The sequence below is a fragment of the Phycisphaerae bacterium genome (assembly GCA_017999985.1).
Lineage (GTDB): Bacteria > Planctomycetota > Phycisphaerae > UBA1845 > Fen-1342 > JAGNKU01.
The window spans coordinates 157,181-180,479 of the sequence record JAGNKU010000006.1; the positions used below are offsets into that span (position 1 = coordinate 157,181).

Here is a 23,299-nt window from a genome sequence, read left to right on the forward strand (position 1 = left end):
GCATCCAGGGTGCCGGCAACCCACAGCGGCAAGTGCTAAAGCGCGATGATCTGGCGGGTCAACAGGTCGCCGATCCGCGGCGTGACACAGTCCGGCCGTTCGTCGAGGGGGAGCTGTGTGAGCACGCTCTCGTCGCGGTACTTGCCCGACAGCACGAACGCTGCGCGCATGCCCATGCGCTTGGCCCCCGCGAGGTCGGATAACGGATCGTCCGAGACGACCAGCACATCCGCCGGCGGCACGCCGACCGCGTCGAGCGCCTGCTGGAAATACGCCGGGCTCGGCTTGCCAATGACGGCGGCTTCCACGCGCGTGGCGTACTCGATGGCCGCCGTGAGCGCCCCGACGCTCGGCGCCGGCCGGCCCGTCGCGTCGTCATAGATGCGGTTGTGGTGCAGCGCCAACAGCAGCGCCTGCCGCGCGACGACTGCCTCGCACGCCATCTGCAGCCGCTGGTAGGTCAGGTCCGTGTCGAGCCCCACCACCACGGCGTCCACGTCGGCGTCGTCCACCACCTCGAAACCGGCGTCGAGAAAGATCCGCCGGAGCGCGGTATTCCCCAGCACCAGGCACCGGCGGGCGCGGGCCGCCTGCAGCCGTGCCACCGCCGCCGCCGTGCAGGTGTACAACTCGTCGAGCGCGAAATCGAAGCCGGCCTGCGTGAGCTTGGCGATGATGGTCGGGCGATCGTCCGTCGTGTTGTTGCTGATGAGCCGAAACGGGCAGCTTGCCGCCCGCACGGCGGCGACGAACGCGACGGCCCCGGGTACGGCCGCGTACCCCTTGTCGGCCACCAGCACACCTTCGACATCCAGTAAGAGACCACGTATGTTCATTGCCGCATTCTACCGCCCCGCGGGGCGGCCAGCCCCTTACCGGAGGATCACAGCATGTCGCGCACCCGTTGCCTGCTTGCCGCATCCGCAGCACTGCTCGCCGCGCTGCCCGTGGCGTGGCTGACCGTACCGCGTGCCGCCGCCCAGCAGCCCGGCGAGCGCATCCGTGTCGAGGGCACCCTGGCGTACGTCGCCTACGATGGCAGCGACAGCACCATCGGCTTGCGGCTGGAGAGTGGCGAGGTGCGTGAGATACGCCTGCGGCAATTCCACGTCGATCAATGGCCGACGATGATCGACATCATGAACGCGGGCAACCGGGTCGTGTACGAAGTCGGGCGTGAAGGAACGGCCAATTTCTTCCCAACCGCAGTGCATGCCCCCGCACGCGCCGCCCGCCCCCCCACACCGTGATTGGCCAGTCCTACAGGCGGTGCGCCAGGATGACGGTGATGTCGTCAGGCTGCGTGCCGCCTTCGGTGAAGTTGCGCAGATCGGTGAGCATCTCCTTCAGCATCGCGCTGGCGAGCTGACCGAACCCGTCGCAGAGGATGTTCACGAAGCGCTCTTCGCCGAACGTCTCTTCGTGGCGGTTCTTGGCGGTCGTGACGCCCGGCGTGAAGAGGGCCAGCGTCTCACCCGGCTCAAGCTGCTCGGGCAACAGCGGATAGACGGTGCTCTTAACGATCCCGAGCGGCGGGAGCGGCTCGTCGCCGCCGAGCGCGCGGGCCTCGCCGCGCTGGCCGATGATGTACGCGCCGAGGTGGCCGGCGAGCGCGTAGCGGGTGACGCCGCTGTCGGGGTCGATGACGCCGACGAAGCACTCGAGCGGGTGATCTTTCTGCCCGTCGTAGAGCATCCAGTTGAGCATGCGCAGGCAGACGCCGGGGTTGTCCTGGTGCATGACGGCCGAGCGGAAGGCGGTCTGGGCCTGGACCATGAGCATGCTGGGGAGGGCGCCGGCGGCGGAGGTGTGCGCGATGAGGATGGCGGCGAGGTTGTTCGAGAGGCGCACGACGTCGTAGATGTTGCCGGTGCGTTCGCGGCCGGGCTCGCGGAAGGCGCCGAACTGGAGCTGGCCATCCCACTGCGGGAGCTTGCGGGGCGTGAGACGGGCCTGGATTTCGTGGGCGACGCTGACCTGGCCGTCGATCATCGCGGCGCGGTTGCGGGCGATGGTCTTGAAGATGGCGTCGAGCTGGTACGCGACGACGTTGAGCTGCATGACGAAGTAGTCGAGGTCGTGGGCGTCGTAGTGCCGGCCGGAGTCGCCGCTGTCGAGATACACCATGCCCAGCTTGCCGTCCGGGCCGATCAGCGGGCCGGCGAGGGCGGAGGTCTGGTCCTCGCGGCTGACGACGGGGACGAGCACGAACTGCACGCGGTCGAGGATGCGCGGCTTGAGTTCGTCGCCAAGCTCGGGCAGGTCGGTCGCCTGGCCGGTGATGAGGCGACCCTCCTCGTACTCCATCGGCCCGTAGTTGACGCGCCGCACGCCGATCCATGCGCGCTGGGCCGCGAACACGGTGAGCAGGTGCTTGAGCGTGACGTCCATCAGTTCTTCGATCGCGGCGCAGCCGGAGACGGCGAGGGTGGCCCGGCCAAGGCCGTCGAGCTGACCGGAACTGAGCGTCACGGGCTCGTCCGGCCGCTTGAGCACGGCGCCAAACGGCAATCGGGACTGGGCAAACCGCGCGAGCTGGGCCCGCGAGGTGCCCAGCTCAACGCGTGGTCCGGTGGTCTCGTCGTAGTCGGGATAGACACGGACGGCGTAGTCCTGGATGCGGATCTCGTCGCCGGCTTTGAGCGTCGCGCGTTCGGCGACCGTCGCGCCGTTCAGGTGCACCAGGCAGGCGGTGTCCAGTTGGACAAGCGACCAGCCGCCGTCAGGCTCCGGGCAGACCACGGCCTGCTGGGGGGCGACGCGGGAGTCCGCGAGCTGGATGCGGCAGTCTTCATGCGCGCCGATGTACACGGCCTCGCGGCCGCACACGACGTCGGCAATCATCGCATCGTCTTGCAGAACGATCAGGCGCATGCTTCGCCGCCATGCGGGACATGGGCCGGACCGGCGCGGCGGGCTCCCCGGCGAGACCGCCGCGGTGCACCTGCGGTCTCCCGATCAACAACGCCCGAAGCGGCGGTCCAGTCCCTGATTGTGCGGCATGGTACTCGCCGGCGCGGCGCGCGGCCAGTGGGCAGCCCGCGGCGCGCGGGGGGTTGCGCGCCGCCCCCCCGGTGCACCCCCCGAGCGACGCTGTGGCCGGTATGCACGGGAAAGCCGTGCTCAGCCAGCGGCGGCTGCGGACGCGGCGCCGAGGACGTTCTTGACCTTCGCGGCCAGTTGGTCGGGAGAGAAGGGCTTGATCAGGTAGTCGTTGGCGCCGGTCTTGATGGCTTCGATGACGCGCGATTTTTCGGCTTCGGTGGTGACCATGATGACCGGCGTCTTGTTGCCGGCCTGGCGAATGGTCCGCAGGGTGTCGATGCCGGTCATCTTGGGCATGTTCCAATCGAGCAGGATCAAGTCGTAGCCCCCGGCCTGGAGCGCCTTGATCGCCTCGACGCCGTCGCCGGCCTCGGTCGCGTCGGTGATGCCGACGATCCCCAAGGCCTTGATCACAATGCGCCGAATCGTCATGGAGTCGTCGACGACCAGTGCTTTCATCGCAGGAACCTCTAGTTCGGGTTGTACGTCACTTCGAGCGTGAAATCGCCGGCGTCCGACGAAAACGGCACTTCCAGCCAGACGGACTTACTCGGGTAACGCAGTTTATAGCCCGTGCCCTCCACTACGGTGGGCAACCCCAGCTCGAGCGGCGGATCGTGCTGGAACTTGGCCTTCGCGGAGCCCGCCACCATGTTCACCAGCTCGGCCACGGCGTCGGTCACTTCCTCGCTCATGGTCGACATTTCCGACCCGAGCATGCGCCCCGCGAGCTTCAGGGCGGTTGGCGGCGGGAAACGCAGCGCCACGACGCCGCTCACCTGGCCGCTGAGCCCGACGAGCGAAGTCACGACGGGCCCCTTCGCCTGCCCGTCGCTCACCTTCAGGCCGTTCCGCTTCGGCTTGACGGAGAGCATCGTGGCGAACACGGTGTCGACGGCCTCGATGAATGGGTTGATATAGCTCACATCCACGGCATTTCCTCCGCCCGAACCACTCTTCAACAACGCTGCCCGAATGGGTCGAACGTGTTCTCTGCGGCACCGCGCGTCCCGGGCTGCGCAGCTTGCGCCCCGGCGGGCACCACTCCATGCATAACATCGTCTGCTTCCGGGGCGCTGTTGCGGAAATCTGACGTGAACAGCCGGGAGAGCCAGGGCTACGTCCGATAGTCCCAGCCACCCGTCACTCCCCGAATCAGCGCACCGCCACGACCGACTTCTGAGGCGCGGTTAGCAGGCGCGCCACCATGGCCGGGATCTGCGGCAAGGGCGCGACATGATCAAGGCAACCCGTCGCCGCCGCGGCCTTCGGCATCCCGTAAACGTACGACGTCTCCTCGTCCTGGCCGATCGTGTAGGCACCGGCCTTGCTCAGCTCCACGATGCCCTCGGCCCCGTCGCGGCCCATCCCGGTCATGATCACGCCGATCGCCCGTGGTCCGCAGGCGGCAGCCAGCGATTTGAACATCACGTCGACCGACGGCCGATGTCCGGTAACCAGCGGGCCGGCGTCCAGCGCCGTGTACAGATGAGCGCCGCGCCGCACGATCTTCAGGTGGCGATCGCCCGGCGCCACCAGGATGGTGCCCTGCTCCAGCGGCTCCCCATCACGGGCTTCCCGCACGTTCATCGCGCAGTCCCGATCGAGGTGCTGGGCGAACGGCCCGGTGAACTGGGCGGGCATGTGCTGCGTGAGGACAATCGGGACAAAATCGCTCGGGAAGGCTGGCAGCATCTGGTGCAGTGTCTGCGGACCGCCGCAACTGATGCCGATCGCCACGACAAAGCCGCGCACCTGGTTGGGCGGGAGCGTTGGCGCCGCGCCCGAGGCGGCACCCGGCGCGACACGCCGGCGGGCCCGTGCGCGGGCGGCCGCCCGCACCTTCTGGATGAGCTGGGCCTTGAACTCCGGCAGGGCCGCCTTGCCGGCCGCGGTGGGCTTGGCGATGTAGTCCACCGCGCCTTTCTGCAGGGCCTCAAACGTGACCCGCGCGCCGGCCTGCGTCAGGGTGGAAACCATCAGGAAATTGACCGGTGCCTTGCCGACCACGCGCTCGAGCACGCCGATGCCGTTCAGGCGGGGCATCTCCACGTCGAGCGTCACGACGTCCGGTCGCAGACTTCTGATCTTGGTGAGCGCATCGATGCCATCGACGGCGGTGCCGATGACTTCGATCAGCGGGTCTTGGGTGAGCGCGCGCCCGATGATGGCGCGAATGATGGCGCTGTCGTCGACCACAAGCACGCGGATCATCAGACTACTCTCTTTCCTGCCGACCTCGCTGGCGTACAACCCGTCGTCTCGTACGGGTCAGAACCCAGTGACCCGCGAGCCACGAGCCCTGGCACGCCGGGCCGGCTCCAGATGCACACCACCCGCCTTGGCGGCCGGCGCGCGGCTGCACTGCATTTATATCGGGAGAAGCTCCCGCGAGGTTTCCTCGCCGATGCGGATCGGAACGGCGGCACGACGGAATTGCGTTTGACAGGCTGCCGCCCGCACGCAATACTGAGGGTCTATACCTGATCGGCCGGCCAGCGCCGGCGACCGGGGTCGTAGCTCAATTGGTTAGAGCGCCGGCCTGTCACGCCGGAGGTTGCGGGTTCGAGTCCCGTCGACCTCGTTTCTCCCCCCGATTATTCCCAGTCACCGACCGCGGGCGGCACCTGTGCCGCGGCGCGTCCGAGAATGCGCCGCCGTAGCGCAATCCCCGCCCCGACGCATCCGCCGTACAGGATGAATTGGACTACGGCGCGCACCAGCGCAGTCAGGGCGGCACCGCGCACGGGTTGGTCGCCGGGGATGAGCAGGATCGCGGCGACGACGGTGGCCGCGAGCGTAACGACCTGCGCGGGGACCTGGACCCAGAAGAGGCGCATCTGGGTGGTGGCGGCGCCGCAGACACTCGTCAGCAGTCCCAGGGCATGCGCGAGGACGATGATCCGAAACTCGTCCGTGAACTGCGCGTACTCGGCGGTATACAGCGTGCGTAACAGCCATTGACCGCAGAACGTGACGAGCAGCACGACGAACACGCCGACGGCGAGGGCGGTCGCGGCCAGGCGTGCCCCCAGCCGCAGAAACGCACGCATGTCGGTCTGATAATGCCGAGAGAGCCGGTTGGACGCGGCCGTTGCGGCCTGGACGACCACCAGGTTGCCGACGAGCGTGACATAGGCCAGCGCGCCGTAGTAGCCGAGTTGCGTCTTGCCGTTGGCCTGGCTCTCGATCACTAGGCGCGGCAACGTATCGCACAGGTTGATCGTCAGCGCCACGAGGCCCAGCGGCAGCGTCTGCGCCGCCAGCGCGCGGATGGCTGGCGAGCTCGTCGCGAGGTTCACGTGGCGCGGGTCCGCGATCCGCGGCCGGTCGTACCAGTGCCACACGGCCGCGAGCCCCAGGGCGTAGATGAACACCGCGAGGGCGGTCCCCTCGGCCAGGCGCGACGCGGCCGCCGGGCCAGTGCGACTCACATGGTTGTACAGCGGCAGCAGCACAGCGAACGGCACAACGAGCACCAGCCCACGCAACCCAAGGCTGCGGGCCAGCCAATCGAGCCGTTCGCGGCGCTGGTACAGCCCCCACCCGACCTCGGCCACGGTCCACAACACCTTGCCAGCGAACACCCCGGCCAGGATCAACAGGAAACTGAGCCGGGCCCCGGGGCGGGTCGCGTGCCAGACCACGATCAAGGCCAGCACGACCGCGGCCCCCAGCATCGTCCAGCGGCGCAGCGCCAGATACGTGCCGGGGGTGAATTGCCCGCCAGCGTCGGCGACCAGCGCGCCGCGCAGCTCGAGCCCCAGCAGCAGCACGATGGGGGTGGCGATGGCCAGTCCGAGGAAGTACTGCCCCTGAATTTCCGGCGTGGCGAACTTGGCCAGGAGAACGAGCGCGCCGAGCTGGCAGGCATGAAAGCAGGTGGTGCCCGCGATGGCCCAGAGCGTGTTGTTCAGCAGCGGGCGCGACTCAGGGCAGATTTACGTTCTCCAGCTCGACCGGGACCAGCACGTCTTCGATCTGCGGATGGACCTCGAGTACGAGTTGCATCTCGTCGTTGAAGGCGGCCGCATCGAAATAGTACATCTGGCACTGCACGCCGCTGCGTGTCGTGACCGGCGTGTCGCGGACCGGGATCGGCTTCATCGCGCCGTCGTGGAAGGTGGCGCGCTGCAGGTGGTCGGCCTTGGTCTTGAAGTGCAGGAGCAGACAGCGGTTGCCCGGGGGCGCGTTTTCGAGCTCCTCGTTGGGCAGGATGGCGACCTCCATGCCCAGCGCCGTCAGGCGCGGATCGACGATTGGCTGGCCGTAGAACTGCAGCGGGTTTTCGATCGTGATCGACTCGGTCTTGTCGGCGAGGATCAGGCGGAGTGCGCCGCGCACCTTCGCCAGAGTCCGCGCGCCACGGGCCGACGGCTTGTTGCGCGTCGTCAGCACCAGCCCCTCGCTGCGCAGCCGCTCGGGCGGCACGGGCACCGCGCGCGTGGTGGTGCGCTCGGCCTCGGTGTATGTGTCCGCATCGAGCAGCGTCAGCCCGGTGTCATCCACCAGCTCGGTGAAGATCAGGTTGCCCTGCCGCACGACCTGCGTGATGCGCTCACCTTGCAGACGGAATTGCATGCCGAGCTCCGAGCGCAGACGGGCCGCCATCTCCGGGTCGGTCGCGCTGAAGCGGATCTCGCGCATGGCCAGCAGTTCCAACCGCAGCGGCCCCTCATCGTACGTGGGCGCGGTCGTGGGCGTCGGCGCCTCCTGCGCGGGCGAGGCCGGGACTTGAGGCAACAGCAGCAACATCAGGGCCAGGTAGGTCATTTCCGCCTTTCCTCCCGCTAAGAGGATTCATACTTTCATTCGCGCCAACCCGCCCGCGTCCTCAGCGGCGTTCCGGTCGGCCAATCATGGATTCCATATACTCCCGGCCTTGGCGCAGCGCGTCAACCCCGCCGGCCCCGTCGTGCCGCACGATCAGCCTGGCGTCGGTCGGCCCGGCGGCGACTTGCGCCAGCAGCGCGCGGAAATCCACCACGCCCTGGCCGAACGGGACTTCTTCAACACGCTCGCCGACCGGCCGGACGTCGCGCAGATGCACGTCGCCAAGCAGGTCCGCGGCGGCGGCCAAAGCGTCTGCGGACGGCAGCGCCGCGGTATCCACGGCCAGGCGGAGCGCCGGGCAGCCGAGGCGGCGCACATGCGCGCCCGCCGACTCCCACGCACCCGCGGGCACAAGGATCGCAGTGCGCACGCCGATGCGGTCGGCCAGATCCGCAACCTCGCCCACCATCTCGCGGGCGAGCCCGGCGGAGCGCGGGTCGTCAAAGCCCCCGAGGCTGACGCCCGCGTGACGCACGTCGAGCGCTGCGCACAGCTCGAGCGTGCCTTTCAGGCGCGCGAGCCGCTCCGCGGCGGTGGCGGCGTCGGCCAGGCCGGCCCCGGCATAATGCAAAGAGAGGCCATCGAGCTGCAATCCGATGTCGCGCGAATATTTGCGCAAGTGCCGCCGCGCGCTATCCGTAAAGGCGCGCGGATCAAGCTCCCCCGACGCGGTGTTGGCCCGGGCCAACCTGTAGCCCTGGCTCGCGGCCACCCGCAGGCTGTCGCGCAGCACGACCCCGTACGAGTCCAACCACGCCGCCAGTTCCGCCGCGGCCACGTCAGTCGGCCAGCAGTTTTTCAGTGATTTCCAGCAGCCGCTCCATCCGGAAGGGCTTATTAAGATAGCCCTCGACGCCAAGTGCTTCGGCGTACTGCCGGTGGCGCTGACCCTGGTTACCGGTGATCATGATGATGCGCGGGCCAGACTTGCGCGGCGTCTTCTGCCGCAACTGCTCCAGGACGAGGAAGCCACTCTTGCCCGGGAGCATGATGTCCAAGATCACCAGTTGCGGAGCGAGCTTCTCAACGAGGGTGACCGCGCTGCTACCGTCGGACGCGGTCTCGATCGTGGCCCCCGTGTCCGCCAGTCCCGCCTTGATGGCGGTCAGGATATCCGGATCGTCATCGACGACGAGAATCGTTTTGCCTGCCAGGTTCTGCGACACGGCATTCTCCTTCCAAGGCCCGCAGTGTACTATTGTTGCGGTCCCCATACAACGCACGGACCTCTGTGAAGTAGTACGGTCCGGTCGGGGACCGGTTTCAGCCATGGCCGTGGAAAAGGGAGTGCAGACCGATGGACGAAGGACGTCGCAACCTGTTGGTGGGCCTCTTCGTTCTGCTGGGGATCGCGGCGTTCGGGACGCTGATCGTGCTGTTCGGGCGGGCTCCGACCTGGCTCGCCAGCGGCAGCACCTACCCGCTGCACGTGCGCTTCAGCGAGGTCGCCGGCATCCGCGAGGGCAACCTGGTCACGGTGAAGGGAATGGAAATCGGACGCGTGGATGCCGTCGATCTGCATGTCGGCGACGCGGCGCCCCCCACCGCCGAGGGTGCCGCCGTGCTCGTCGCCCAGGAGGCCGGCGTGAACGTGGTCCTCGGCATCAAGAAGCGCTACCTGATTCCGAGGGGCAGCACGGCCATCGCCACCGAGCCCATGCTGGGATCGGGGCGTCCGCCGGTGGAGATCATCCCGGGGCCGTCGGGTGGGGAACCCCTGCCACCGGGCGCGACGATCGAAGGCCGCGTGCGACAAGCCCTGGATTCAGTGTTCCCGCCCGGCGTGGTTTCGACGTTGGAGACGACCACCCGCCAGATCGGCGATGCGGCCGAGGCGCTCACGCCGGTGCTTGATGAGTTGAAAGGCCTCCTGGAATCCCGCGCGCCGGGGAAAGTGGATCAGCCCGGCGGGCCGCAGGGTAACATCTCCAGTGCGATCGCGCGCATGGATGCGGCGCTGAAGCACTTCAACGAGGTGCTGGGTGACCCGCAGGTCAAGAGCCAGTTGCGCGACACGGTGGCGAACGCGCACGAGATGTCCGAGAAGGGCAAGAAAGTGATGGGCGACCTGGAGGCGGCGGCCACCGACGCCCGTGGGTTCGTCGACGATGCCCGCAAACTCGTGGCCAACGCGGACAACACTGTGGCCAGCGTCGATCAACGGATCGCGGACCTGTCGCGCTCGATGGCAGAGACGCTCGACCGCGCGGACAGCTTCCTGGACTCCATGAACGCCATCTCGGCGCAGATCGCCAGCGGGCAGGGCAACCTGGGCCAGCTCGTCATGGACAACAAGCTGTACGAAGCCATGACCGTCACGGCCGAGCGACTCTCGCAGGCCGTGGAGGAATTCCGGGGACTGGTCGCCGAATGGCGCGAGGGCAAGGTGCGCGTGGGTCTGTAGGCTCGCCGCGCCCCCGGCCGGCCGAGCGCCGCGGTAAGTTCGCATGAAGTCAGGGCCCGCGCGGGTCGCGCCGTATTCCGCACACCGCGTCGAAAATCCCCCAGCCGAGCGCGCCCCGCTCAGCGGGCGTTCAATCGACACACGCTGTTAACCGCGCACGGAACCGCCGCAATCGACCCATTGCGGCAATTATTGGACGATTGTCGCGGGAACGTGAATTGCTCGGGCATGTATCGGACGGACGCGGCGATGTCGCATTTCAGAAACATGACGAGTCCGGCATCTCAGCCCTGCCCCGGCCCCGTGGGACGATTCCGCGGCCCCGGCGAAACGGCACAGGTGTTGAATGATTGAAATGACTATCCACGGACGCGGCGGACAGGGTGGGGTCACGCTCGCCAAGCTGATTTCCTCGGCTTACTTCCTGCGCGACAAGCACGTGCAGGCGTTCGGCGTGTACGCGGCCGAGCGCTCCGGTGCGCCGATTCAGGCGTTCGTACGCATCGATGACGAGGAGATCGTTAATCACAACCAGGTGCGCACGCCGGACCACATCATCGTCCTCGATCGGACGCTCGTCAGCCCGCGCGTGCTGACCGGGCTCAAGCCGGAGGGCTGGATCATCCTGAACGCTTCGGACCCGCCGGACGCGTTCGCGGAGGCGTTCCCGGGGCGTCCGGTGGCAACGGTGGACGCAACGGGGATCGCCGTTGCGAACGGTCTGGGCACGCGGACCGTGCCGATCGTCAACACGACGATGCTCGGGGCGGTCGCCAAGGTACTCGGTCTCACGCTGGAAGATGTCGACGGCGCGCTGCGGCTGGTCGGGTTCGGGGGACCCAACGTCGTTTCGGCCCGCCAGGCGTTCGAGAAGGTCCTGTCCAAGACGCTGCCGGGCAAGCCGAAGACCGCGGTGCCGGCGGCGGCGGCGCGACGGGCGGCGAGCATCCTCGACAGTGACCTGGGCGGGTTGCCCACGATCAAGACCGGCAGTTGGGCGTCGCGGCGCCCCGAGCGGCACCAGTTGACGCCGCCCTGCAACGACGGCTGCCCGGCGGGGAACGACGTCCGCGGGTTCGTGCAGGCGGTGGGTAAGAAGGAATACGACGAGGCGCTACGGATCATTCTCCAGACGTCGCCGCTGCCGGGGGTGTGTGGGCGCGTGTGTCCGGCACCGTGCATGGAAGCGTGCAACCGGCGCGAACACGACGAAGCCGTCAACGTGCGGGAAATCGAGCGTTACGTGGCCGATCACGCCCGCTGGCCCAGCGTGACGAAGCCGACGCGCGGTGAACACATCGCGATCATCGGCTCCGGACCGGCGGGGCTCAGTTGCGCGTATCACCTCGCGCGGCTCGGGTACCGCGTGACGATCTACGAGGCGTGTCGCGAGCTGGGCGGCGTGCTGCGGACGGGCATTCCGAGCTATCGCCTGCCGCGCGACGTGCTGGACCGCGAGATCAGCTTCATCCTGCGGCACGGCGTCGAGGCGCGCACCGACCAGCACATCGACCGGCAGACGTTGCTCGACATGACGCACAAGCATGCGGCCGTGTTCGTCGCCACCGGCTTGCAGGAAGCGCGGGCCTTGAACCTGGGCCAGCTCACGTCGGAGATCTCCACCCAGGGGATCGACTTCCTCGACCGCGTGCGGCGCGGCGAGGAGTCGCTGACCGGACAGCGCGTCGTCGTCATCGGCGGCGGCAACACCGCGATGGACGCGGCGCGCTCGGCGCGGCGCGTCGGCGCACGCAGCGTGCAGATTCTCTATCGCCGGACGCGCGCCGAGATGCCCGCGATCGCGGAGGAGATCGACGAGGCGCTGGAGGAAGGCATCGAGCTCAGTGAGCTGGTAGCGCCGTTGCGGCTGCACGCGGACGCGCTTGGGCCGGTGTTGACCTGCCAGCGGATGCGCCTGGGCGAGCCGGACGCATCCGGGCGGCGGACGCCGGTGCCAATCGAAAGCGAGGACGCCCAGTTTGAGGTGCGTTGCGACCGGGTAATCCTGGCGCTCGGGCAGACGCCGGAGCTGTCGATCTTTCCGGAAGGCGCGGACGTGCGCGAAGGCGAGAAGCTGCTGGGGCTGACGGCAGCGCCGGTGTTCGCCGGCGGCGACTTCGCGACGAACGACGGTACGGTCACGGCGGCGATCGGCAGCGGGCGGCGCGCCGCGCTGCACATGCACCGGACGCTGACCGGCGAGGACCTGTTTCCGCCGCAGCCGCCGGAGGTTGCCGGCCCCGAGCACATCACGATGCACATTTTCGGGCACGCGCAGCGCGAGCGCGGCGTGGTGGTGCCAGCGCAGATGCGGCAGGGCAGCTTCACCGAGGTGCGACTGGGGCTGATGGACGAGCCCGGGCACGCGGCGGCGGCGATCGAAGCCAGCCGGTGCATGAGTTGCGGCGTATGCAACGAATGCGACCGGTGCCTGACGTACTGCCCGGAGGGCATCATGCGTTTCCGGGGCAATCGCAATTACGAATTTGACTACGACTACTGCAAGGGCTGCGGGATTTGTGCCTCGCAGTGTCCGCGCGGCGTCGTGTACATGGCGGAGCTGTAGTCCGCCGCCGGCCGGCCCGCGCGGGGCGGCCGGGGCCCTGACGAGGAGAGACTGGTGGCTCGGGCACTCGACACGGGAAATCACGCCGCCGGGCACGTCCTGGCCCTCGCCGGCGAAGCGAACCGCACGGCGCGCGGCGCCATCTGCGGGGCCTATCCGATCACGCCGCAGACCGAGATCATCGAGGTGCTGCGCGAGTTCCATTTCACCAAGGGGCGGGTGGTGCCGGTGGAGTCGGAGCACAGCGCAATGGCGGTGTGCATTGGCGGGTCGCTCGCGGGGGCGCGCTCGTTCACGGCCAGCTCGTCGAACGGGCTGGCGTACATGGTCGAGAACATCTTCGCGGCCGGCTACTACCGGCTGCCGATCGTGATGATCGGCGTAAATCGGACCCTGGGCCCGCCGTGGAACATCTGGACCGACCAGGGCGACACGCTGATGCTGCGCGATGCGCCGTGGATCCAGTTCTACACCGAGTCGCACCAGGACCTGGTGGACACGATCCTGCTGGCGTTCCGCGTCGCGGAGGATCATCGCATCCTGCTGCCGGCGCTGGTCGCGCAGGACGGGTTCGTCGTGTCGCACACGCAGATGATCGTGGATCTGCCGGAGCCGGAGCAAGTCGATCGATATCTGCCGCCCTGCGACCTGCCGCACCGGCTGCACGGCAAGAGCGTCACGGTCGGCGGCATGACGTTTCCACACGAGACGGAAGTGCACCGCCACGAGATTCAGCAGGCGATGGAGCGCGTGCCGGAGGTGCTGGCCGAGGCGATCGACGAGTTCGAGAAGATCTTCGGGCGGCGCCCGCATGGCCTGTTGTCGGCCGAGTATACGGAGGACGCGGACACGGTCGTGATTGCCTGCAACACGATGGCGCGTACGCTGCGGCGCGTGGTGAAGCGGCGGCGTGAAAAGGGCGAAAAGATCGGGATGATCAAGGCCAAGCTGTTCCGGCCGTTCCCGCGCGCGGCGTATGTGCAGGCGGTCGGCGCGGCGCAGCGCGTCGCGGTGTTGGACCGCAATCACTCGCCCGGGTCGGGCGGCATTTTCTGGACCGAGGTAGCGACGAGCCTGCGCGAGAAGCCGAACCTGCTGCTGCAGGACTACCTCGTGGGGCTCGGCGGCGGCGATGTTACCCCGGAGCTGATTGACGAGATATGCGACGACCTGGCGGCCCGGCAGCGATCGGACGAGCCGGTGTGGAAAGAGGTGCTGGCATGACGACGACTCCGTCGCAGGCGGAGCTGCTGAGCGGGGGCATTCTGCGGCCCGGCAACACGAACTGCGCCGGCTGCGGCATGTCGATCGGGCTGCAATGGCTGGAGCAGGCCCTCGAGGGCGAACGGCCCACGCTGTGCATTCCGGCGTGCTGCGGCATTGTGACGGCGGGGCAGTTTCCGACCAGTGCCTACGGCGTGCCCACGGTCGCGACGACGTTCGCCAGCTCGGCGGCGGTCGCGTCGGGCGTGTCGTCCGTCTATGCGATGAACGATGAGCCGGACCTGACGGTGTGCTGGACCGGCGATGGCGGGACGTACGACATCGGCATGGCCACGCTGTCGGCGGCGGCCGAGCGGAACGAGGACATTCTGTACTTCTGCTACGACAACGAGATCTATGGCAACACCGGCGGGCAGCGCAGCAGCGCGACGCCGCGCGGCGTGCGCACCAGCACGACGACCGAGGGCAAGGCCGAGCCAAAGAAGGACATGATGGGGATCATGGCGGCGCACCGGGTACCGTATGCGGCGACGCTGTCGGTGGCGCATCGCGACGATTTCATGCGGAAGGTGCGGACGGCGCGCAAGATGCGCGGCTTCCGGTTCCTGCTGATGCTGTCGCCGTGCCCGACGGGGTGGAAGTCGGAGCCGGGCGACAGCGTGGACCTGATCCTGACGGCGGTCCGCTGCGGGCTGTTTCCGCTGTACGAGGTCTACGACGGGCGACGGTATCGGATCAACGCGCGGCCGGACGGCACGCCGCTGGAGAACTACATCGCGCGGCAGCGACGGTATCGCAAGGAGCTGGTGGATTTGGAGCTGCTGAAGGCGGGGATCAACGCGCAGTGGGCGTATTTGCAGGCGATGGAGCGGGCGTTCCCGGCAGAGGAGCAGGAGTAGCCCGAGAAAAAAGGCATCAGGACGCTATTCCGGCGCGCGGAGAGCAGGTCCTGACCGGTCTGGCGCCGGTCCTGACCGCTTGGGGGCGGGGCTTGGCAGGCTAGCGCCGGGTGTTATACTCGGTGTTTTGCCCACTTTTGGCGCGGCGTGACCGCGCCCCAGGACTCGGAGACGCGTGCATGGGCGCTTACCAACCGGACCAGATTCGCAACGTGGCCCTCGTCGGACATTCCGGCGCCGGCAAGACCACCCTGGGCGAGGCCATCCTGCACAAGGCCGGCCTCACCACCCGCCTCGGCAGCGTGGACGACGGCACGACCGTCCTGGACTACGACGATGAGTCCAAGGACCGCCGCCATACCGTCGATTCCGCCCTCTGCCACCTCCAGCACGAAGGCCACCTGCTGAATTTCATCGATACACCCGGCATGCCCGACTACTGCGGACAGGCCATCGCCGCGATTGCGGCCGTCGAGACCGCCGCGGTCGTGGTCTCCGCCGCCGCGGGCATCGGTGTCAACACGCGGCGCATGTTCAACATCGCGAAAAACCACGGCCTGGGCCGGATGATCATCGTCACGCGCCTGGACGCGGAGAACGCGAACCTGCCGGACGTGCTGGCCGCCATCCGCGAGACTTTCGGGCACGAGTGCCACCCGATCAACCTGCCGACCAACGGCGGCAAGGGCGTAATCGACGTGCTCGCCAATACGAGCGGCGAGGCCGACGTGCTCGACGTCGGCGAGTGCCACACCGCGCTGATCGACGCGATCGTGGAGACCGACGATGCGCTGATGGAGCAGTTCATGGAAACGGGCAGCGTGCCGCCGGAGCGGCTCGCGCCAGCGATCGGGAAGGCGGTCGCCAGCGGCCACCTGATCCCGGTGCTGTTCGTCAGCGCGCGGCACGACGTGGGCGTGAAGGAGCTGCTCGACGCGATCGTGCGGTTTGCCCCGTCGCCCGTGGTCGGCAAGCAGCGGACGCTGCTCACCGGCGAGGGGGAGGCGGCCAAGGAAACGCCGATCGTGCCGAAGCCCGACGGCGAGTTCATCGCGCAGATCTTCAAGATCACGGCCGATCCGAAGAGCAACATCAAGTACTCGGTGGCGCGCGTGCACAGCGGGGCGCTGACGGCCGAGGGCCAGGTGTTCATCGCCGGCGAGCGCAAGGGCCAGCGACCGGGGCACCTGCTCAAGCTGCACGGGGGGGAGCATGCGGAGATCGAGGCCGGGCGGGCGGGGGACATCGTGGCGTTCGCGAAGCTGGACTTCAAGATCGGGGACGTGCTCTTCGCGAAGGCGGGCGAGGGGCGCATTTTGATGCCGAAGACGCCGACACCGATGTACGCGCTGGCGCTGGAGCCGAAGGCCCGCGGGGACGTGGAGAAAATCAGCGCGGCGCTGCACCGGTTCGCGGAAGAGGACCCGTGCTTCGAGTACCAGCGCGACGCCGAGACGAACGAGCTGGTGATGCGCGGCCTGGGCGACCTGCACCTGACCGTCGTCCAGAGCAAGATGAAGCGGCAGTTCAAGGTCGAGATGACGACGAAGGCGCCCAAGATCCCCTACCGCGAGACGATCTCGTCGTCGGTGAAGTACGTCGAGTACACGCACAAGAAGCAGACGGGCGGCGCCGGGCAGTTCGCGCGCGTGTTCATCGACATGGAGCCCAACGAGCGCGGCAAGGGTTACGAGTTCCTCGACAAGATCTTCGGCGGCGTGATCGACCAGTCGTTCCGCCCGAGCGTGGACAAGGGCGTCCGCGACCAGATGAAGAAGGGCGTCATCGCGGGCTACCCGGTGGTCGACGTGAAGGTGTCGCTGGTGGACGGCAAGACGCACCCGGTGGACAGCAAGGACATCGCGTTCCAGATCGCCGGCCGGCAGGTGTTCAAGAAGGCGTTCGTGCAGTGCAAGCCGATCCTGCTCGAGCCGGTCGTGAACCTGGAAGTGACCGTGCCGACGGAGTTCATGGGCGACATCACGCGCGACATCGCGGGCAAGCGCGGGCAGATCCAGGGGCAGGACATGCTGCCGGGCAACCAGGTCTGCGTGCACGCCCAGGTGCCGCTGGCCGAGGTCGCGAGCTACGCGTCGCAGCTCAAGAGCGTCACCGGCGGCCAGGGCAGCTACATGATGGAGCTGAGCCACTACGACATCGTGCCGCCGAACGTGCAGCAGCAGATCGCGGCCCAGTACAAGTCGAAGGAAGAAGAGGAAGAATAGCCGCGCCATGGGTGAGGCGCTGCGCCGGCCCGTCCGCGTCGGGGCGCGCTGCCCCTCGTGGACGGGCGGGTTCGTTGCTGGAATGCGCTGCAAACCTGCACGCCACGCGGAGCGCGCGTCAGCTTGGAGGCCTGCCATGGAACGACCCGCCGAGACGCAGTTTCCCGTGCACGAACTGGTGCGCCGGCGATGGAGCCCGCTGGCATTCTCGGACCAGCCGGTGACGCCGGCAGAGCTGGACAGCTTGCTCGAGGCGGCGCGCTGGGCGCCGTCGGCGTACAACGAGCAGCCGTGGAGCTTTGTGCTCGCGACGCGCGACGAGCCCGCGGCGTTCGAGCGGCTGGCAGGTTGCATGGTCGCGGGGAACCAGGTCTGGGCCCGGCACGCGCCGGTGCTGATGCTCGCGGTGGCGAAGCGACGCTTCGACCTCACGGGCGAGGAGAACCGCCACGCGTGGTACGACGTGGGGCAGGCGGTGGCCGCGCTCAGTTTGCAGGCGACGGCGCTGGGCCTCTACGTGCACCAGATGGCGGGGTTCTCGCCGGAGCAGGCCCGGGCCACGCTGGGCATCCCGGAGACGCATGTCCCGGTGACGATGATCGCGGTGGGGCGCTACGGCGACGCGGGCAGTCTGCCGGCAGAGTTGCGGGCGCGGGAGCAGGGGCCGCGGCAACGCAAGGTGGTGGCGGAGTTTGCATTCGCGGGGCAATGGGGTCAGCGGCGCGGCGGCTGAGCGGCACTGTGGCGTTAGCGGCGGCATCGGCAGCGTGCCGAATTTGACGGCTGCGGGGTGATGCCCTAAGATGCGGTGCTCTGTCGGCGGCAGACGTTGCCCCCATCGTCTAGAGGCCCAGGACATCGGCTTTTCAAGTCGACGACAGGGGTTCGAATCCCCTTGGGGGCGTCCTTTCATTTCTAGGCGCTCTGCGCTTTCATGCGCGGCCGATGCACGAATTACACTGTTTTTCCCGATGCTTTCCGCCGCCCCGGCTCCCGCGCCATGCGTGCAATTCCGCGCCCCGGTGCGCCCGCCGGCCGGCTGTTTTTGCCCCGGGTTCCCGCCAGCTTTCCCGCCAGCGCCGCCCGCGTCGGGCCGGGCATGATCCGTGCCCGTCGCCCGGGCCGCTTCGGCTCCCGGCCCGCCATAGCTCGGCAGCCGCCCGACGGCGTTTTCCTGCGAGCCGCGTAATACTTTGGCGTAGACGTCCAGCGTCATTTTCGAGCTGGCGTGCCCCAACAGCTCTTGGGCCGTTTTCACGTCCACGCCCGCGGCAATCAAAGCCGTTGCGAACGTCGCCCGCAGGCTGTGAAAGTCGGCGAACCGGCCGCCGTCATCGACGTAGGGCACGCCCGCCGCCGCCAGGTCACCGCGCAGCATCGGCGCGATGCTCTCGGGCCGCGGCAAGCGGAACACGGGCGCCGCCGGCAGCTTCGCGCCGAGAAACGCCGCCAGCTCGGCCGCCGTGTCCGGCTTCAGGGGCACCGTGCGTTCGCGCCGGCTCTTGGCGAAGCCGGCCGCCACCGTCACCGCCGGCCGCGGGCCGCCAGTCGCGACGCTCGCCCGCGTCAGCGTGCGCAGCTCGCCCGCCCGCAAGCCGCTTTCAGCCGCCAGCCGATACAGCCAATAGCGCTCTTCGGCGGGCACGCCGAACCGTTCCGGCCCCGTCCGGGCCGCCGTCAGCAGCCGCCGCACTTCGTCCGGCTCAAACGCTCGCCGGGCGTGCCGTTTCTCGGCGTTGGCGTCGGGCTTGGCCGCGTCGCGCAGGGGGTTCACGGGCACGAGCTGTTCCCGCTCGCCCCACCCCAGAAACGCGAAGAGCGCCCCGAAATAGTGCGCCCGTGTTTTGGCGCCGATGCCCTTCCGGCGTGCGCCCTTGGCTTCCAGCTTTCGTAGTGCCCGCCCGACAGCCCCGGGCGTCACGTCCGCGAAGCGCTGCGCGCCCATGCTCTTGAGCAGCAGCCGCACGCGCTGCCCGGTTTTCTGGACGTGAACGGCCGTCGCCGGCCGGCCCTTCTGCTTGTGCGATGCTACGCCGTCGCGCAAGGCTTGTTCGTAGGCCGCGACGTGTTCCGTGAGTGTTCGCTTGGCCGCTTCGGCCGCGACGCTCAGCAGCCCCCAGCGGGCAAGCTTGGCGCGGATCGAACCCGGCAGCCCTTCGATGTAGCGCCGCAGGTCGGGGGGCATCGGCTCGCCGCCGGCGCGAAGATCTGAAAGCCGATCCGCCCGGCGCCCCAGCTCAGCCGACGCGCCGCGGTCCGCGAACGCAGGTAGCCGCCGAGCCAGGCCCCGATGATCCGCAAACTCAACCGTGAACCGCCCGGCTTGTCGCCGCTCGCCCGCTTGTGCCCGCCCCTTGGGAACTCGATACCACCGACGATACACGCTTGCCATTGGGCACCATCCTTTGGAACGTGAGCCGCACCGTACCGCGCCTGCAGCTCGGGCCGCCACTACAAACGGGCGCGAAGAATCGAACCGGGCCGCCGCACCGGCTGCGTTTGCGCCGGCCGTGTCACCCCGGCCCGACGTACCAGCTCGCCGCGCCGCGCTCAGCCGCGGGCCACTTCCGGCCCGTCTGCGACGCGTGCCGCGGCCGGCTTCGCCCAGCCGCCAAGCACGCAACACCGCAACCAGCCGCCAACGCTCCGCAAGTCCGCGGGCATGATCCCCAGCGCCGCGGCAAACTCCGCAGGCCCGGCGAGCGTCGCCAGGTCGCGTGCGTCCGCTTCGCACAGGCCCGGGACGTTCCGCAGCAACCGGAAGCTCAGCGCTTGCACACCGTCGGGCAGCCGCCCGCGCCGGCGCCGCGGCTTGTCCGCCTGCGGGACAAACTGAGCCGCGGCCGAGCTGATCGGCTTGCCGAGCTGGCCGCCAGCTCGCCGCCGCTCCGCGGCGCGTCGTTCGATGAGGTGGCTTTGAAAGCTCGCCGCGTCCGGGTCCGCCACCCGGGCATCGTCGGCAGCAGCAGCAACAGCCACGCCAACCGGACCGCCGTCCGCTCCCGGGTTCTCTCTTGGGTTCACTGTTGGTTCTGTTGGGTTCCCCTGACGCGGGCGACAGGGTTCGATACCGGAAACTTCCGGGTTCGCAGTCGGCGCCGTCAGGGTTCCGGCGCCGTTCGTCCGGGTATCCGGCGCGGCAAACCCTGACGCGGGCGACAGGGTTCGCCCCGCTTCCGGCTCAGCCAGCGCGACGAGCTGAAACGTGTTCGCCCGGCCCTTGCCGTCTGGCCGCACACCGCCACCGTGTTTCAGAATGGACAGCTCTCCGCGTGCGATGAGCGCTCGCAGACAGGCCCGGGCGCGACGCTCGGACAGGCCGGCCCGTGCGGCAATGTCGGCCACGCCGCAATAGCACCGGCCGGCAGCGTTGGCGCGATCCGCCAGCGCCAGCAGCGTGAGCCGTTCGCCGCCGCGGCTCCCGCTTCGCCGGAAAACGTAGTCAAGCCAGACGTTCGCCACAGGTCACCGCCCCAGCTCGGCCGCCGCCAGCCACCGGCGGGCGCGGTCCGCGTCGCGGAGCCGCCACACCGACACCGGCCGCGCGTGCGACACTCGCCGGGCGGAAGTCGCGAAGCCGGCCGGCTCGATAAGGCCCGCGGCCCGCAGCCCGTGCGGAACCGCCCCAAGCCAGGTCGGGCGCCCGTCCAGTTCGCCGAGCTGACCGCGCACCGCGTCAATCGTCGCCGTGCCGTCGGCGCCGGCCGCCAGAAGCAGCCGGACCATGATGCGCTGCGCGTTCAGTACCGCCGCGCCATGCCGCGCCGCCAGCGCCGCCAGGGCGCGAAGCTTGTGCAACTCAGCCGCTTCGGTAGACTCGGGCAACCGACGTGCTTTTTCCCCCGGCCCGGCGCCGCCAGCGTCCGGGCCGGGCGGGAAAAGCTCACCCTGGCCGCTCATGGCCGCACCCCCGCCGCTTCGTCGCGGGACGGGCAGCCGTCCCGAACAAACCGCGCGATGTCACTATCGCGCCAACGCACTGACCTTCCCAGCCGCACCGGAGCCGGCAGCCGGCCACTTGCCAACAACTTCCAGCACTGACGCGCACTCACGCCCAGCCGATGCCCCACCTCTTGGACCCGCAGCAGCCGGTCCGCCTGCATCGCCGGCTTTTCCGTTTCGCTCTTCATCCTCGCACCCTCTTCGGGTTCCACGTCCCGGCCGCACACCGCGGCCGTCACCCGAAAACGTACGCGCGAATACGGACGGACAAACTCAGCGCGGAGTTTGTCCAGCGCAGCGAACGCGCAAACGTCGCAAAGCACAGACGGGAACCGCGTGCCCGAAGCGGACGGAATAACTCAGCGCCTACTTGACACCCTTGCGGCTCTGTCGCTTTCGGTTGCGCTCAAGTGCAAGCTTCACCTGTCGGACGGTTTCCCCTTTTGCCTTGGCAAGCTCTTCGTGCGAGCTGTAGTGCCCGCTTTCCCAAGCCGCGGCGAGCTGAGCATCGGCCCGCGGGTCGGTGTCCGTCGGCCGGCCACCCTTTCGGCGCTGGCGGTTCGCCTGCGTCAGCGTATCCAGCTCGGCCAGCAAGTCCCAACCGCGCGGCGTCAGTGTCAGCCAAGGCCCATACAGCCGCCCCCCTGTCGCCGAGAAACGGGCGCGGCGTTTGCCGTCGATGAGTAGCTCAGTGTGCGTCGTCCGGTCGGGATCGGCTGTACGTTCGTGGCGAATCGTGACGCGCCGGTCATCGGGCAATATCCAGGTTCCCGCCATGCCCCGCCCCGCCGTGCTTTCCAAGTAGCCGGCCCCAACCAGCTCCGTAACGTCGCCCTTGTCAAACGTGTCCCCCAGCTCGGCGCCGATCACCGCCTGCATTACACCGGGCAGCCCCATTACGCGCCCCCGCTCGCTCAGACGTTCGCCGCGTTGCCACGCGCGAACGCACCGCAGAATTGCCAGACAGCCCGACGATAACGGGGGCATGGCGCACCATCCAACCGGGCAAAGCCGCCCGGCCGTCGCCTGGATGGTGCCAGGGGCGACGGGCCGGGCAGCGCGGCGGGCGGCCGCCCGCCTCCCGGTGCGGCCATTCTACACCTTCCGCCGGCCGAACCAACCGGCGCGGCGTGCGGTTTAGTACGCTACTTGCGCCCACCCGCTTTTTCGCTTTTCCTTGGAAAACAAGCCGTTTGCGATGAGGAACGGAACGAAAGCAACGAAACCACCCCATGGCGCGGCGGCGTCTGTGCAAAAACGCCGGCCCGTTTTGCCCGCGCCCCTGGCAGACCCGCGGAAAGAACCTAGCGGCCGGGCCGCTCAGCGTCGCCCGGCCCGAGCCAGAGTGACTATCGCCTGTCGGATCGGGTCGGGCAGCGTCGCCCAGCCGTCCACCACGGCACCCAGCTCAGGCCACGTTTCCCGCCAGCCGGCCCGCCAGACGCCCGCCGGCGCGGCGCCGAGCTGTTCCGTATCGCTCGCCGCCTGCGCTACTTGCGCGCTACCAACGTCCCCCACCCGACAGGGGTTCGAATCCCCTTGGGGGCGTCCTTTCGTACCCCGGCGCACTGTGCCTGCATGCGCCGCCGGACCGGCCGCCGTGCGCAGCCGCTCGCCGACGCACAACTCGCCCGCCGGCACCCAGGCCTGTCGGTCCTCCGAGTACAGCGGGTGCTCCGCCGTCGGCTCCAGCGGTTCGTCCAGCCCGGCCACCCACAGTCGCAGCACGAAGCTGTTGTAGTGCGTGACCGTCGCCAGCACGACCCGCCCGGGCCCGGCCTCCACCGGCGGACACGGCTCGACCATGACGACGTACGCCGGCCCGACGACGCCGAGCTCCGGCAGGCCGAACAGAATCCACCCGCCCGGCTCCGCGCCCGTCTCGGCCAACCACTCCGGCGAGCGCAGGCAGCGGATGTCGATGAGGTCGCCGCTGCCGTCCGGGTTCGGCAGCTTCAGCGTGACAAGCCGCCAAGTCGCGGGATCGACCGCCGTTACGTCGCAGTCGCCGCCCTCCCGCGCGGCACTGGTGACACACGGGGCCGTGCCTTAGTCAATCTCCCCGCCGGGTATTCTAGCTTGTCTATATAGGTGGCTGTCCCGCATTGCACCACATTGCACGCGTTGCAAGACTTCGCCGCTGCACCCGTGTTCCTTCGTG

The 23,299-nt window shown here is 68.7% G+C and carries 21 protein-coding genes, 2 tRNA genes and 1 pseudogene; 9 read left to right on the plus strand and 15 right to left on the minus strand.

Annotated features, from left to right (window positions below; all coding sequences use genetic code 11):
* Positions 1–35: 35 nt before the first annotated feature.
* On the minus strand, positions 36–836 hold the full coding sequence (locus KA383_09795; protein ID MBP7746418.1) for an HAD-IIA family hydrolase: 801 nt from the start codon (positions 834–836) through the stop codon (positions 36–38).
* A gap of 54 nt (positions 837–890) precedes the next feature.
* Between KA383_09795 and KA383_09800 the strand changes: the two genes are divergently transcribed.
* A complete protein-coding gene (locus tag KA383_09800) occupies positions 891–1,250 on the plus strand; it encodes a hypothetical protein (GenBank protein MBP7746419.1) in 360 nt (119 codons plus the stop codon).
* A 10-nt stretch (positions 1,251–1,260) separates the two neighbouring features.
* On the opposite strand, the gene KA383_09805 is transcribed toward KA383_09800, so the two are convergent.
* From KA383_09805 to KA383_09820, 4 genes are all read right to left on the minus strand, one after another.
* A complete protein-coding gene (locus tag KA383_09805) occupies positions 1,261–2,874 on the minus strand; it encodes a SpoIIE family protein phosphatase (GenBank protein ID MBP7746420.1) in 1,614 nt (537 codons plus the stop codon).
* A gap of 249 nt (positions 2,875–3,123) precedes the next feature.
* Positions 3,124–3,504 (minus strand): response regulator, encoded by a 381-nt coding sequence (locus tag KA383_09810; GenBank protein ID MBP7746421.1) that lies wholly within the window; start codon positions 3,502–3,504, stop codon positions 3,124–3,126.
* Between the two features lie 11 nt (positions 3,505–3,515).
* The gene (locus KA383_09815; protein ID MBP7746422.1) at positions 3,516–3,977 is read right to left on the minus strand and encodes a chemotaxis protein CheX; all 462 of its coding nucleotides are present in this window, start codon (positions 3,975–3,977) and stop codon (positions 3,516–3,518) included.
* A gap of 223 nt (positions 3,978–4,200) precedes the next feature.
* Positions 4,201–5,259, minus strand: coding sequence for a chemotaxis response regulator protein-glutamate methylesterase (locus tag KA383_09820; protein ID MBP7746423.1), 1,059 nt, complete (start codon positions 5,257–5,259; stop codon positions 4,201–4,203).
* Positions 5,260–5,555: 296 nt separating this feature from the next.
* On the opposite strand from KA383_09820, the gene KA383_09825 reads away from it, so the two are divergent.
* A tRNA-Asp gene (locus KA383_09825) sits at positions 5,556–5,629 on the plus strand.
* A gap of 13 nt (positions 5,630–5,642) precedes the next feature.
* On the opposite strand, the gene KA383_09830 is transcribed toward KA383_09825, so the two are convergent.
* The 4 genes from KA383_09830 to KA383_09845 all read right to left on the minus strand — a co-directional run bounded on the left by KA383_09830 (position 5,643) and on the right by KA383_09845 (position 9,092).
* A complete protein-coding gene (locus KA383_09830; GenBank protein MBP7746424.1) occupies positions 5,643–6,821 on the minus strand; it encodes a hypothetical protein in 1,179 nt (392 codons plus the stop codon).
* 154 nt (positions 6,822–6,975) lie between these two features.
* The gene (locus KA383_09835; GenBank protein ID MBP7746425.1) at positions 6,976–7,818 is read right to left on the minus strand and encodes a hypothetical protein; all 843 of its coding nucleotides are present in this window, start codon (positions 7,816–7,818) and stop codon (positions 6,976–6,978) included.
* 61 nt (positions 7,819–7,879) lie between these two features.
* The gene (locus KA383_09840; GenBank protein MBP7746426.1) at positions 7,880–8,656 is read right to left on the minus strand and encodes a sugar phosphate isomerase/epimerase; all 777 of its coding nucleotides are present in this window, start codon (positions 8,654–8,656) and stop codon (positions 7,880–7,882) included.
* A gap of 1 nt (position 8,657) precedes the next feature.
* Positions 8,658–9,092, minus strand: coding sequence for a response regulator (locus KA383_09845; GenBank protein MBP7746427.1), 435 nt, complete (start codon positions 9,090–9,092; stop codon positions 8,658–8,660).
* Between the two features lie 83 nt (positions 9,093–9,175).
* Between KA383_09845 and KA383_09850 the strand changes: the two genes are divergently transcribed.
* The 7 genes from KA383_09850 to KA383_09880 all read left to right on the plus strand — a co-directional run bounded on the left by KA383_09850 (position 9,176) and on the right by KA383_09880 (position 18,100).
* Positions 9,176–10,282, plus strand: a complete 1,107-nt coding sequence (locus tag KA383_09850; protein ID MBP7746428.1) for an MCE family protein — start codon at positions 9,176–9,178, stop codon at positions 10,280–10,282.
* Between the two features lie 346 nt (positions 10,283–10,628).
* Positions 10,629–12,848 carry an FAD-dependent oxidoreductase gene (locus tag KA383_09855; GenBank protein MBP7746429.1) on the plus strand — a complete coding sequence of 740 codons (2,220 nt, stop codon included), beginning with the start codon at positions 10,629–10,631 and terminating at the stop codon, positions 12,846–12,848.
* Positions 12,849–12,902: 54 nt separating this feature from the next.
* Positions 12,903–14,072 (plus strand): pyruvate ferredoxin oxidoreductase, encoded by a 1,170-nt coding sequence (porA, locus tag KA383_09860; GenBank protein MBP7746430.1) that lies wholly within the window; start codon positions 12,903–12,905, stop codon positions 14,070–14,072.
* The gene (locus KA383_09865; GenBank protein MBP7746431.1) at positions 14,069–14,971 is read left to right on the plus strand and encodes a pyruvate synthase subunit beta; all 903 of its coding nucleotides are present in this window, start codon (positions 14,069–14,071) and stop codon (positions 14,969–14,971) included. Before porA ends, KA383_09865 begins: the two co-directional genes overlap by 4 nt.
* Positions 14,972–15,150: 179 nt before the next feature.
* Positions 15,151–17,196: an elongation factor G gene (locus KA383_09870; GenBank protein MBP7746432.1), complete on the plus strand. Its 2,046-nt coding sequence runs from the start codon at positions 15,151–15,153 to the stop codon at positions 17,194–17,196.
* A 136-nt stretch (positions 17,197–17,332) separates the two neighbouring features.
* Entirely contained in the window at positions 17,333–17,929 is a 597-nt protein-coding gene (locus KA383_09875; GenBank protein MBP7746433.1) for a nitroreductase family protein, read from the plus strand.
* A gap of 98 nt (positions 17,930–18,027) precedes the next feature.
* A tRNA-Glu gene (locus KA383_09880) sits at positions 18,028–18,100 on the plus strand.
* Positions 18,101–18,382: 282 nt separating this feature from the next.
* Here KA383_09880 and KA383_09885 read toward each other — a convergent pair.
* From KA383_09885 to KA383_09910, 6 genes and pseudogenes are all read right to left on the minus strand, one after another.
* Positions 18,383–19,588: pseudogene (locus tag KA383_09885) on the minus strand (tyrosine-type recombinase/integrase).
* Between the two features lie 158 nt (positions 19,589–19,746).
* On the minus strand, positions 19,747–20,658 hold the full coding sequence (locus KA383_09890; GenBank protein ID MBP7746434.1) for a helix-turn-helix domain-containing protein: 912 nt from the start codon (positions 20,656–20,658) through the stop codon (positions 19,747–19,749).
* A 3-nt stretch (positions 20,659–20,661) separates the two neighbouring features.
* Positions 20,662–21,021: a hypothetical protein gene (locus KA383_09895; GenBank protein ID MBP7746435.1), complete on the minus strand. Its 360-nt coding sequence runs from the start codon at positions 21,019–21,021 to the stop codon at positions 20,662–20,664.
* Positions 21,022–21,092: 71 nt separating this feature from the next.
* On the minus strand, positions 21,093–21,326 hold the full coding sequence (locus KA383_09900; GenBank protein MBP7746436.1) for an AlpA family phage regulatory protein: 234 nt from the start codon (positions 21,324–21,326) through the stop codon (positions 21,093–21,095).
* A 178-nt stretch (positions 21,327–21,504) separates the two neighbouring features.
* Entirely contained in the window at positions 21,505–22,125 is a 621-nt protein-coding gene (locus tag KA383_09905; protein MBP7746437.1) for a hypothetical protein, read from the minus strand.
* 333 nt (positions 22,126–22,458) lie between these two features.
* A complete protein-coding gene (locus tag KA383_09910; GenBank protein ID MBP7746438.1) occupies positions 22,459–23,028 on the minus strand; it encodes a hypothetical protein in 570 nt (189 codons plus the stop codon).
* Positions 23,029–23,299: the final 271 nt, after the last annotated feature.